General features: G+C 61.2%; 11 protein-coding genes. 7 read left to right on the forward strand and 4 right to left on the reverse strand.

Features of this window, described 5'->3' with window-relative positions; translation table 11 throughout:
- Window positions 1–323: 323 nt before the first annotated feature.
- Window positions 324–1,535, forward strand: a complete 1,212-nt coding sequence (locus ACVIN2_RS12655; protein ID WP_456765856.1) for a hypothetical protein — start codon at window positions 324–326, stop codon at window positions 1,533–1,535.
- 1,645 nt (window positions 1,536–3,180) lie between these two features.
- On the opposite strand, the gene ACVIN2_RS12660 is transcribed toward ACVIN2_RS12655, so the two are convergent.
- The gene (locus ACVIN2_RS12660; protein ID WP_456765857.1) at window positions 3,181–3,327 is read right to left on the reverse strand and encodes a hypothetical protein; all 147 of its coding nucleotides are present in this window, start codon (window positions 3,325–3,327) and stop codon (window positions 3,181–3,183) included.
- Between the two features lie 281 nt (window positions 3,328–3,608).
- Between ACVIN2_RS12660 and ACVIN2_RS12665 the strand changes: the two genes are divergently transcribed.
- The 3 genes from ACVIN2_RS12665 to ACVIN2_RS12675 all read left to right on the forward strand — a co-directional run bounded on the left by ACVIN2_RS12665 (window position 3,609) and on the right by ACVIN2_RS12675 (window position 5,159).
- Entirely contained in the window at window positions 3,609–3,974 is a 366-nt protein-coding gene (locus ACVIN2_RS12665) for a VanZ family protein (protein ID WP_456765858.1), read from the forward strand.
- Window positions 3,975–4,299: 325 nt separating this feature from the next.
- Complete coding sequence (locus tag ACVIN2_RS12670) at window positions 4,300–4,602, forward strand: CSS-motif domain-containing protein (RefSeq protein ID WP_456765859.1); 303 nt, start codon at window positions 4,300–4,302, stop codon at window positions 4,600–4,602.
- Window positions 4,599–5,159: a hypothetical protein gene (locus tag ACVIN2_RS12675; protein WP_456765860.1), complete on the forward strand. Its 561-nt coding sequence runs from the start codon at window positions 4,599–4,601 to the stop codon at window positions 5,157–5,159. The genes ACVIN2_RS12670 and ACVIN2_RS12675 overlap by 4 nt, the downstream gene beginning before the upstream one ends.
- A 169-nt stretch (window positions 5,160–5,328) precedes the next feature.
- Here the strand turns inward: ACVIN2_RS12675 and ACVIN2_RS12680 are convergent, their stop codons facing one another.
- Complete coding sequence (locus ACVIN2_RS12680; RefSeq protein WP_007606560.1) at window positions 5,329–5,613, reverse strand: hypothetical protein; 285 nt, start codon at window positions 5,611–5,613, stop codon at window positions 5,329–5,331.
- A 424-nt stretch (window positions 5,614–6,037) separates the two neighbouring features.
- On the opposite strand from ACVIN2_RS12680, the gene galE reads away from it, so the two are divergent.
- Window positions 6,038–7,027 (forward strand): UDP-glucose 4-epimerase GalE, encoded by a 990-nt coding sequence (gene galE / locus ACVIN2_RS12685; protein WP_456765861.1) that lies wholly within the window; start codon window positions 6,038–6,040, stop codon window positions 7,025–7,027.
- 25 nt (window positions 7,028–7,052) lie between these two features.
- Here galE and ACVIN2_RS12690 read toward each other — a convergent pair whose 3' ends face one another.
- Entirely contained in the window at window positions 7,053–7,511 is a 459-nt protein-coding gene (locus tag ACVIN2_RS12690; RefSeq protein WP_456765862.1) for a hypothetical protein, read from the reverse strand.
- Between the two features lie 609 nt (window positions 7,512–8,120).
- Between ACVIN2_RS12690 and ACVIN2_RS12695 the strand changes: the two genes are divergently transcribed.
- Entirely contained in the window at window positions 8,121–8,792 is a 672-nt protein-coding gene (locus ACVIN2_RS12695; RefSeq protein ID WP_456765863.1) for a hypothetical protein, read from the forward strand.
- An 18-nt stretch (window positions 8,793–8,810) separates the two neighbouring features.
- Complete coding sequence (locus tag ACVIN2_RS12700; protein WP_456765864.1) at window positions 8,811–10,964, forward strand: CHASE2 domain-containing protein; 2,154 nt, start codon at window positions 8,811–8,813, stop codon at window positions 10,962–10,964.
- Window positions 10,965–10,999: 35 nt separating this feature from the next.
- On the opposite strand, the gene pobA is transcribed toward ACVIN2_RS12700, so the two are convergent.
- The gene (pobA, locus tag ACVIN2_RS12705) at window positions 11,000–12,172 is read right to left on the reverse strand and encodes a 4-hydroxybenzoate 3-monooxygenase (RefSeq protein WP_456765865.1); all 1,173 of its coding nucleotides are present in this window, start codon (window positions 12,170–12,172) and stop codon (window positions 11,000–11,002) included.
- Window positions 12,173–12,175: the final 3 nt, after the last annotated feature.

Consider the following 12,175-nt stretch of genomic DNA (forward strand, 5'->3'; position numbering starts at 1 on the left):
TCGGATTGGAGGAAAGGACGAGCTCATGCGCGCACGCCCTAAGACCGGAAAAGTCGTCAGCCGCGGCTTCTACGCCGACACATGCGGCGGGTAAAACAATGACAGATCGAGACGATAAACGGCCCAGGGCCGTCGCCCCGCTTCGACGGAAGCTTGGATTTCGCCAGGCGAAGGCCCGCAGCGAAACCAAGACGCATAATGGTTCGACAGCCGGAGACCCAGACATCGGAGCCAGCTACCCGGCCTCGATCAGGGCGGCTAAGGCTGACAACCCGGCTCCGCAGGCTCAACAGGCCCCTCACAGAATAGACGCGGAAGCCTCCTTGGGCATTCAATTGCCTGATGGCGACCCGCAGGTTGGCCGCCCGGGAGAGCAATTCGACGATGGTCAATCTTGGACCGCAGAGATCGCAGCTTCGCTCGATGGGCCAAGGGGACCGGACTACGCCTCCTTTGACCCTGTCTTGTCCGGGCTCGTCGGGCAAGCCGAAGGATATCGCACTCAATGGCGCAACAAGCACCAGAAGGACCCGGACGCCCCTCTGGCCGTCGCGAGCCAGGAAACAAAAGAGCTTTACGAGAGGTGTGGGCGCAGGCTGGCAGCCAAGTACGTCCGTACTGAAGCGTCCGGGATGGCATTCGAGGACGTGGATCCGCGTGACTTCGCAAATTGGCTTTTGGCCAGGAAGCCCTTCTGGGACGACAGCACGTGGAGAATGAATCGTGCAGGTGCGATCGCTGTCATCCACACCATCCCCTCTTCACATATAACTGAAGCACTCGCCTGGTTGTATTCTGATCTTCAGCCTGGATCCGGATCGCGCGAGCGCGAGAGCGCGAACCAAATCGAACAGCACCAGATCGAAAAGCTCAAGACTGCACTCGGGGACCAAAACAGCAAACCGGCACGCTGGCTCGAAATCTGGCTCGATGCCGGCATTAGTACCGGTCTGCATCCGACCGAATGGCCTTTGGCCACACTGGAAATACGCCACGACGCCAGCGCGCCTCACGGCAGGCGGGTTTGGCTTCACGTGATAATGGGCCATGTGGAGGAGGAGTGGCTTACCCACCGCACCCTCGAGATTTCGAAGTTCAGCGAAGCCGCTGTGACAAACATCCAGCACATGATCTATAACGCAAGCGAATGGGCAGTCGAGGGAAAATTCGCCGAGCGTCAAGGTCAAATCGCGCGCCTGCTCCGCGTGACTTCAAAGAAATGCGGGTTCAAGCTGCAATATGACCTGCACAGCCTGCGCCAGCAATTCATTGAAAACATGAGAAGCGAGTATGGCGATGCCGGGGTGGCGGCCCTTGTAGGCCACCTGTGCATCAACAACGAGAGGAAGCACTATACTAAACGACGCGCGGCGTGGAAGGAAATCGGTGTCGTCGTCCCGTGGCCATCACGGCCGTTGGTTGCGCGAATGCAAAAGCGGCTTGAGATGTATCGCAGAATGCAGACGTTGGTTGCCGATAAGGCGGCCTACAGGCTTGCCGTGCTGGAACGGCTGGGTGAGCCATTAGCTGAATAAAAATTGCAGGCGGCGATAGTACTCAATCGAGCACCATCGTGGAACGCGCATTATTCAAGCAGCAGCGACAGGTGGCGAACGCCTTGGATTGACGTTTGGTTCGCCTGAGCTTGTCGCCCCGGCGGCGTTCCTTTTGATGTTCCCATATCAGATCAATGATCAGCGCCCACCGCTCGCGCAACTGTCGCTGAGCTCAATCGCATCGTAAGGCGCCCCACTCATCGAACTGATGTCATCGATGACTGTGGGGCACGTCCGAGCTTACTTGGCCGCAACGGTGCGCCGCCTCCGCCGAGCCTAGATCCAGATGCCTGCATCGTTATCGGTCATCGAGGGATGCGGTAAGGCGGATGCTGGCGCCTTCGGGCTCGGACAGCAGTTGGCTCCAACGTTTTCATGCCTGCCGCGGCTCTATTGAACCACAGCATCTTCAGCGCGCATTCTAAGATTTCGCTTGCGCCGGTGGCCGTAACCGTCGAGCCAATCAACCGACGCGGCGTAGCACATGGATAGCCGTTAGAAGGTCTAGAATTGGGGCAATCGTTCAACGCTGCCTACCACCCGGGCTTGGCATCGCAGCTTGGCCACGCTGGACGAAGTGTATGTTGGGTCGCGCCCGGATAATGGCAGAGGGGATGCGGACTGATCCCGAGTTGTGCCTTTTGCCGTGTCTTTCCGATCTTCGAGCACGATTGGCCATCAACATTGTCGCCATCGCACGGTAACACGCAGCGAGTTACCGTGCGATACGACTCATCTAGAAAAATAAACGATTCTTTGATGGCGTGTTTCGCTCTCCCACAGGACACGAAGAGTTCGACAAAGAATCGTTTTAAATTATCAAAAATCCGTTTTTGTTCTGGGTCGGTAACGGGGGGTGTCGCGAAATTGGAATGGGACGAGCTCCTACCCTGGACGCGTGAAAAGCGATCATTCGGCGACACCGCTGATACATGCTGAGGGGGGAACAGCGGCAAACAGGGACGACTGGCGACGCATGCCCAAATCGGGCTGAAATGGAACGTCAAGCCTAAACCTGGCCCCGATGACCTGATGGCAACCCCACTTTGAGGCCGACCATCCCGGTGCCGCCGGCTTCAACGCCGGTATGACCACCGCGGGGATTTCGCCACCAAGGCTCCTGTGTCTCGGGGCGCATTGATCACGGCTGAAGCGCCGCCGATGGGTTACAGCGGAATCTAAATCGCGCTGGTCAACGAAAATAGACAGCCCGACGATCAGGCAGAATTAGGCCTGTCGACAAGGACAGCGCAAAATGGCGCGTTACCGCAACGCAAGGGCTTGCTGCGTAGCAGCTTCGGCTTCGCCCAAAATTGCGGTGTGTCCTCTTCGGCTCGAACTACCGGAAGCTTTTGACCACAACCTTGTCGTAGCCCTCTTAGACCGTCGGTGCCAAACCAATCTGAGTTACGGCATCGTCAGCGATGCGGGGACCCGTCCATCTATCTGGGAAGGCGGGCGTTGCAGGCCGAGCCGGTGGATTGTCCGCAGGGAAAAGGCTTAAGCCGAGTCGGCTCCATGTCGAGACGTTCAATGGGGCGCAACGGGTTGTCGAACGGATATCACCTGAGCACCGGAAATTTGCGACGCAAACCACAGGGACGGCTCGCCGGCCGGCGTACGTCTACTGCGGCTTTTGCTTCGCTTTTGCCTGTAGCTTCTCGAGTTGCTCTTCCGCATACAGGATGATCAAGCGCCTTACGTCCTGGTCGGATATTTTCTGAAAAGCCTTGATCAGACGTAGCATCTGCAGATCGTCGACGTTCGGCATGGCAAAGAGCTCATCGGATAAAGCGGCGGCTGAAATAACAGAAACTATGCGATTGTTCTCGACGAATAGAAAAGCCAACTTCAGCCAGAGTAAACTCGTTGCCTTGCCACGGAACCGGAGAGGTTACTCTTATGCCCACCTGCTTAAGCGTGAGTGTGGTCCTTTAGAGATCGCGCCTTGAAACGCCCCTGAATCATGGATGCCTCGTTAGCGCCAGCAGGAACTTAACGATATCTGGGCTTTTTGATCCCGATCGGTAGCCAACCGGCTACCCTGGCGGCATGCGCCGAAACCACTTGATTGCAGCCATGTGCATCTGCCTGGCGCTCATTGTCTACGCCACCTTTGCAAAGTTGGCAGGACGCCCTGCGCTAATGGGGCATCACGAAGCCTATTGGGTCGTCGTGATCGAGCGCTTCAGCGCTTATGGGCTGCTCGGATTTCTCCTGTCGTTCCTGCTGCCGGGACGGTTCGCTTTAACCTGCTCTCTCGTTATCGCGGTCGCCATAGGGCTGGAGATCATGCAAATGCTCACACCCGACCGGGATCCGGGCCTGCTTGACGCCCTCCAGAAAGTCGCCGGAGGTCTCGTGGGTGTCATGCTCGCCCAGACGATCTTGGCCTTCTTGCCCAGACCTCCGACCTGAGGCAACAGGCCCGAGCCATCCCGATCGGTGGGTAGAACAAGGCAACTTTGGCTCATCCTCGGGCTACGCGGTTCGCCACCCTGGCTTGTGATGCCGAAGAGCGCACCGCTCTGCCCCAAACCGGGCTACCCACGCCTCCCGCCCCCGCTGCCCGCCAAATGGGCAAGACCCGTTGGGTTCCGCGCCGCGTTTGGGTGTCCCAATTAGACCCTATCTTAGCCCGTCCTGACTAGGATCTGCAGGAGCGTCCTTCGATCTCCGCGCGGGCAGGATGAGACTACAGCGACCGACCTTTGTGTTTGCGGCGCTCGTGCTTGCGAGCACAATGGCGTTCGGGCTGGGCGGGCATTTCGCAGCCGAAAGCATCATCCGGCGTCAGCAAGCCCATCAGCTCGACGAATTGACTGAGGTTGTTCTGCGTCGCGCCGAATTTGCAATCGATTTTGCCGGCGCGAGCCTGGGCGAACTTGCGCGGCGCGACCTTGCCGATTGCGGGCCCGCGACGCTGCAGGCGATCCGCCTCCACGTCTACCAGCGTTCCGCAATCAAGGATGTGCGCCTCGTTAACCCTGATGGCCCGGTGATCTGTTCGGCCTATTCCGAAACGCTGGAATTCGACAAGGGATGATCGACCGCCGCGATATGCTTCCCGCGCGCGACAAGAGCCTTTCGCTCTTCCGTGTCGAGCAATTCGGCGGCGATGCTCTGGGCGTGCTCAAAGACATCAATGGCAACGCCGCATTGGTCGCCATTCTTGGCGTCAACGCCAGCCTGTTCGACATCATGCCCGCCGAGTTGCGCGTCCATAGCGAAGTGATCCTCGCCTTGAGCAACGGCGAGAAACTTGGCGAATTCCTGCTCTATCCCGACAAAGCCTTGCAGGTCCCGATCGATCTCGACAAAAACTCCACTCGATTCCCACTCCATGCGACCATCCGCCTCGAACGCGGCATCCTCTCGACGCGAGGCCTACTGGCCGACGCTGGCCGTAGCGTTCGCAATCGGCGCGCTTTTCGGCAGGCTTTCGTAGGTCGCCTCGGCCTTGCCTGTTCCAGGCGAGTTGTTCGGAGGCACTTCATTGCCGCCTTTGAGATCGGCCTGCAACTTCACGAGTTCTGCGCTCGCCGTTGCGGCTGTCATGATGATCAGCCCCCCAGCATCGCCGCTCCCACCAGTGTCGCGTAGCCTCGATCGCTGTCGTTCCTCATGGCATCCTCCTGCAAGCTCTGCGGCCCGCTGCGATTAAACCCGGCCCGCAATGGAAATTCCGGATGGAGATTTACGCCTGATTCGGAACAACTATCGCGAGATCTCGGCTCCTTATACCCGGAGCTTGAGAAATCACGTGCGGGGGCTAAGCCGAGCGGCGCTGGCCCAGGAACTGGTTCGGCGTCAGGAGTTCTGCCATCTGATGATGGGTGGCCTGGAGCGCCTCGATGGCGCCGTCCAGATCAAAATCGGCGTCCCGGACAGATGCGAAAAATTTAGCCGTCAGCGCCAGATCGAGCTTGACGCGGGTTGCGCCATCGCGGCTTTTGCGGCGGTCAAGTGACAAATGGATGGCTCGCATTCTGGCCTCGGCAGGCGTGCAGCCACTCAGCCCGGCGAGTTCGTCATAAGTCATCCAGATCTGTGCCATGTTCAGTCACTCCTTTACTCGGCCTCAGCTTATTTTTCGTACTTAAAGCTTCGGTTGCCGCCGCGCGCGCGCCGACCATTTCGCAGCCATAGGGTCAATGCGAGCTAAACGAAGAAGGACTATCGTGCCGAGCCCCCGGTGGGTTGCATACAGCGAAGATCGATCTATGCTCACCCGATCGATCAACTGTTGAACTGAGGCAATCACATTGGGACAGATCACTTCGGAAGCCCTCTCCTTGAGTGATGTCGTGTCCCGTGGCGCCACCCTGCATGTTCCCGCGTTGGGCACCGCTTTGGGCCGACATATGGTCGGCTTCTCCGCAAACGTCCCGCATCGCTGACGCTCGCTCGTGCTGTCTGCCGATTTGGTGCTGGCGGCGGTTGCCTGGATAATCGTTGATTTCGCTTTGAGGTAAGCACACATGACGGACCGACCGACTGTCCTCGTTACCGGAGGCGCGGGCTATATCGGCTCGCATGCCTGCCGCGCCCTGACCGCCGCCGGCTATCAGCCCGTCGTTTATGACAATCTGTCGACAGGTCATCGCGGCTTCGTCGCCGGTCCGCTGGTAACAGGCGATCTGCTCGACGGCGCCACGCTGGCGCACGCCTTCGCCGAGCACAAAATCACGGCGGTCATGCATTTCGCGGCGGCAAGCCTCGTCGGCGAGTCCATGACCGACCCGCAAAAGTACTACATCAACAATGTGCAGGGCACGCTGTCGCTATTGCAGGCGATGCGCAATGCGGGCTGCCATCGTATCGTGTTCTCCTCGACCGGCGCCGTCTACGGCAATGCCGATTCCAAGGAACTGCCGGAAGATTTCCCCTGCGCGCCGATCAACCCCTATGGCGCATCGAAGTGGATGATCGAGCGCATGCTGGCCGATTACCGCGCCGCTTACGGCTTCGGCGCGTTCTGCCTGCGCTATTTCAACGCCAGCGGCGCCGATCCTGCCGGCGGCATCGGCGAATTGCGTGACAATGAAACCCATCTCATTCCGCGCGCCATGATGGCGTTACAGGGCCATGTCGATTTTGCCGTGTTCGGCGAGGACTACGACACGCCTGATGGCACCGCGATCCGCGACTATATCCATGTCACCGACCTCGCCGCGGCGCATGTCGCGGCGCTGAAGCTGCTGGAACAAGGGCATGCCGGCGGCAGCTTCAATCTGGGCACCGGCTCCGGCTTTTCGGTGCGGGAAATCCTGACCGCCATCAGGCAGGAGACCGGGCGCGAGGTGCCCCACACCGTCAAACCGCGCCGCGCCGGCGATCCCACCTATCTCGTCGCCGATCCCTCCGCAGCGCGAAAAGTGCTGAATTTCGTGCCGCGACATTCGGATCTACCGACTGTGATCCGCACCGCCTGGGCCTGGCACCAGCGGGCTCATCCGCTTAAGTCCTGACAACATCGTCGAAGTCGATCTGGCCTTATGGTCTATTCCGTTCTGAGCCAAGCGATCCCGGCGCAAATGGATGGCGCGATCGCGAACGGCCGTCGAGCCCCTTGGGCAGCTTGTCGGCATTGAGCTTCACGACCGCACCTCTGGTGTCGGGGGCCGGCACCTCGTCCTGGCTGTAGATCAGCGTCGCCTCGAAGGTCAAATCGGGGGCCTGCTCGGCCGTTCCGGAACAGGTCGCCATCGCACCGCTGCACACGCCCGAGAGCTTGACCTCGACCTCGTCGAGCCCAAACACGGTCGGCGGCCCCTCGGCATGTCGCCGCGTGGTCAGAATCGCCGTGAAGCGCTGCTCGTCGATTCGGTAAGAGCCGCCATAGGTGAAGAAGCTGTCGCTGCCGGAGATTCGTCCCTCCGCCAGATGCACTACGCCCGTGCCCTGACCGCGCGGGGTCCTGAACCAGGCAGCATATTTGCCGTCTCTCAGCATGAAAATATCCGCCGTACAACTCAAACCCATTTGCAACCAATACTAGGGCGCGACAATGATCCGCGCGGAGAGCATTCCGCCACGGTTAACACCCTGCAAAGCGAGCCAGTCAAATTGCTACCGACGCGCAGCGACGCGGGCAGCGCAGGCTCCTCCGCGCAGCGGGCACGAAAGCTGGACCTCGTTGCATACCGCGCTAAAGACGATCGGCGTGCCGACCTCGTTTGGCAGCTTGCATATAACCGCTATCAACTCAGCCTTCGTGACAACAAGCCTTCCTGTCGCGCAGGGAGGAAGTGGTCGAGATCGCCGCCGGTCAGCAGGCGACGCCGTATCAGAAGACCGAGGCCACGCTCGCGCCCATTATAGGTATAGAGAGTGCAGCGGAGGGCCACCCGGTCGAGGCCGTCCCAGCCGAATGAAATTATCCATCCGGCCAACAGCTTGCCGGCGCACTGTTTTCTCCGGTCGCCGGTTTGAACCTCTTCCTGATAGAGTGCACCAATATCTGAGAGTGATTCCGGTCACACTTGCCTTGGCGTTTCGCTGCTAAGCATCGCCCCTGGACGGGGACCGGGCAAATATCGGTCGAATTGGATGAGATTTCCCATGAAAAGCCTGATCGGCGCTGTTGTCGGCGCGTGCTGTCTTGCTGCCCCCGCTTTGGCGGAGACTCCGGCCGCCATCGTGGAGGACGTGCAAGGCAAGGTCGACGGCATCGCGTTCATGGATTACGTGGCGCCGGGCAAGATCATCAAGCTCGGGCCGAAGGCGAGCATTACGCTCAGCTATCTCAAATCCTGCCAGCGCGAGATCATCAGCGAAGGCGTCGTCCTGATCGGCGCCGAGCAGAGCACCGTGCAGCTCGGCGAGGTCAAGCGGGAAAAGGTGCCCTGCGATACCAATGCGGCCAAACTGTCTGAGCGCGAGGCGAACCAGAGTGCCGCGACGACCTTCCGCACCATGCGGTCGGATGCCAAGGGTAGCGCTCCGGCCAAGCTGCCGACGCTCTACGGCGTCGCGCCGCTGGTGCAGGCCAAGAGCGGCAGCACCCTGGTGATCGAACGCACCGATGGCAAGGAGCCCACGATCAGCGTGCCGCTCAGGGGCGACACGATGGTCGGAGGCAAGTTCTATGACTTCGCCAAGGTCGGGAAGTCGCTGACGCCGGGCGGCAGCTATCTCGCCATTCTCGGCGCCAAGCGCTACGCCTTCCAGGTCGATGCCAGCGCCACGTCATCGCCGACGCCGATCGTCGGACGCCTGCTGCGGCTCGAGTAGGCGGCCTGCGTCGGGGCGATGCGGCGGATCGGCGGCAGACGGGACATCGTTGCAGCGATCCTGATTGCGCTTCTTGCAGGCGCCGTCGTCACGTCTCCGCCGTTCCAGACGTTGCAGGGCCTGTCGCTCGACATCCTCACGGCACTGCGCGGCATGCTCGTCGGCGACCACCGCGATCCCGCGACATCACCCGTCGTCGTCGTGGCCATCGACGGCGAGACCTACGACACTCCGCCGTTCAAGGGATCGCCAACGCAGACCTGGACGCGCGAGATCGGCCGCGTGCTCGGGAGTATCGACGATGGCGGTGCCAAGGTCATCGGCTTCGACGTCATCTTCCCGAGCTCGATCGAGCAGTCGGAGATTCCCTTCGGCGACGCGCCGCTGGGCAGCCGCATGAAAGGCTTCGATCGGGACTATCTCATCGCCCTGCGGAAGCTTTCCGACAGCGGCAAGCTGGTGCTCGGCGAGATCTTGAGCAACGACCATCAGGAAAGGCCCGACCGCGCGCAGCAATTGGCGGTGAGAAACAATATCCGCGCCCTCAACGTCCATACCGACACCGACGACGTGATCCGGCGGATGCCGCTGAGCTTCTCGATCGACGGCAAGCCGGTCCCCGCGATGGCGGTCGAGCTCGCCGCGCGCGCGCTCGCTGTAAAGCCCGAGATTGCACCGTCCGGAACGACCGAATTGTCCGGTTATGCAATTCCGAGCGCGGTACCGAATACACTGGCGCTCAATTTTCGAGGACTGGGCCGCGACATTCCGACTTTCTCCTTCGCCGATCTGCGAGCCTGCGTCGAAAAAGGCGACCGCGATTTCTTCCGCCGCGCCTTCGGCGGCAAAGTCGTGCTGCTCGGCACCGCTCTGAATTTCGAGGATCGCAAGCTCACCTCGATGCGGCTGTCCGGCGGATATGACGGAACGCCGGGGCCGCGATGCGCCCTACCCGTCTCGGCGAACACCGCGCAAAAGGCCCGCAGCGACATCGCCGGGGTCTTCGTGCATGCCACCGCGGTCCGGAACTTGATCGAGCGCGATGCCGTGAGCGAACTCGGCTTTCCGGCACGGACCATTGTCACGATCGCGCTCGCGGCAATCATCGCCTGCGCGGCCTGCATGTTCGCGCCCGGCGGCGCGATGATCGCCTGGTTCGTCCTGACCGCCGTTTACGCCGCCGTGGCCGTCGGTGCATTCGTCTATGCCTTGGCGCTGCCGCTGACGGAGCCGGCACTCGCAAGCCTTGCCGCGCTCGCGATGATGATCGGCTACCGTTTCGTGCTGGCCGATCGTGACGAGCGTTTCCTGCGCAAGAGCTTTGCGTTCTATCTCGCCCCCGAAGTCATCGACACCATGGTTGCCTCCGGAAAGATGCCGGCGCTCGGCGGCGAAATGCGCAACGTCACCATGTTCTTCTCCGACCTGAGCGGCTTCTCCTCCATCGCCGAGACGATGACGCCGGGCGAGCTGGTGACGCTGATGAACGAATATCTGTCGGCCATGACCGACATCATCGAGAGCCATGGCGGCTATGTCGACAAATATATCGGCGATTCCATCGTCGCCATGTTCGGTGCGCCCGCCGACGATCCCGCGCATGCGCGCCACGCGGTCCATGCCGCGCTGAAGTGTCACGCAAAGCTGGCAGAGCTCAACGCCGGCAGCGCCGCTTTCGCCGGCCGCGGCCTGTCGCATCGCATCGGGCTCAACAGCGGCGAGGCCGTGGTCGGCAATATCGGCTCCCGCCGCCGCTTCAACTACACCGTGATGAGCGACACCGTGAACGTCGCTTCGCGGCTCGAAGGCGCCAACAAATACTACGGCACCGCAATCATGGCCTCGGAATCGACGATGGCGCAAACCGGCGACGGCTTCGCCTGGCGGGAACTCGATGCGATCCGGGTGCTGGGGCGCGGCGAGGCGATCAGGGTATTCGAGCCGCTCGCGGACAAAGGCGCGGAGAGCGCCGGGCAGAAACAGGTGGCCACGGCTTACGCGGAAGGGCTGGCCTGCTGGCGGGCAAGGGAGTTTGCGAAGGCCGCTGATGCGTTCGGGCGAACGGCGGAAATGGATCCGGCGTCAGCGCTTTTTGGCAAGCGCGCGACTGCGCTCGCTACAAATCCACCGGGGTCGGATTGGACTCCGGTGAACATCCTAGAAGGAAAGTAGTGCAGCGTAGCACCGCTTTTCGGGTTCACTCCACGCTAGAACGGCAGCCCCACATAATTTTCCGCGAGCAGGCGCTGCGCCGTCTCGGACGAAAGGAGATATTCCAGCTCAGTCTGCTGGAGCCGGTCCTCGTATTCGAGCCGGTCGGGGAAGCGATGCAGCAGCATCGTCATCCACCACGAGAAGCGTTGCGCCTTCCAGATCCGCGCCAGCGCCTTGGCGGAGTAGCCCTGGAGCCCGGAATCATCGTCGTTCTGATAGTGCGCGAGCATGGCGTGGTAGAGATAATAGATGTCTGAGCCGGCGCTGTTCAGCCCGCGCGCGCCGGTCGGCGGCACGATGTGGGCGGCATCGCCGGCGAGAAACAGGCGGCCGTAGCTCATCGGCTCGGCGACGAAGCTGCGCAAGGGCGCGATGCTCTTCTCGATGGACGGTCCCGTGATCAGGCGGCCGCCGACCTCGTCCGGCAAACGACGCTTCAGCTCGGCCCAGAACGCATCGTCGCTCCAGTCCTCCACCTTGTCGGTGAGCGGCACCTGGACGTAGTAGCGGCTCAGCACTTGCGACCGCAAGGAACACAGCGCGAAGCCGCGCTCGTGCTTCACGTAAATCAGCTCCGGCGACACCGGTTTCGTGCGCGACAGCACGCCGAGCCAGCCGAACGGATAGATCTTCTCGTATTCCCGCAGCACGTCCTTCGGGATCGACTTGCGGCTGACGCCGTGAAAGCCGTCGGCGCCGACGATATAATCGCAATCGACTCGAACGGTCTCGCCATTCGAACGATAGGTCACGTAAGGCCGGTCGGAGGTCAGGTCATGCGGCGTCACATCCTCGGCGTTGTGCACGACGTTGCCGCCGAGGCGGTCGCGCGCCTCGTAGAGGTCGCGCGTCAGCTCGGTCTGGCCGTAGACCAGCACCGAATTGCCGCCGGAATGCTTGTAAAGGTCGATCTGTGAGAGCACGCCGTCATGGGCGATCTCGAATCCCTTGTGGATCTCACCCTCGCGGTCCATCCGCTCGCCGCACTGAGCCTCGCGCATTAGCCTGGCGAAGCCGTGCTCGAGCACGCCGGCACGGATCCGGGCAAGCACGTGGTCGCGGCTGTATTTTTCCAGCACGACCGTGTCGATGCCCTTGAGGTGCAGGAGCTGGGACAACAGCAGCCCGGACGGCCCGCCGCCGATGATACAGACCTGAACTTTCATTTT

This window comes from Bradyrhizobium sp. USDA 3650, assembly GCF_054057395.1.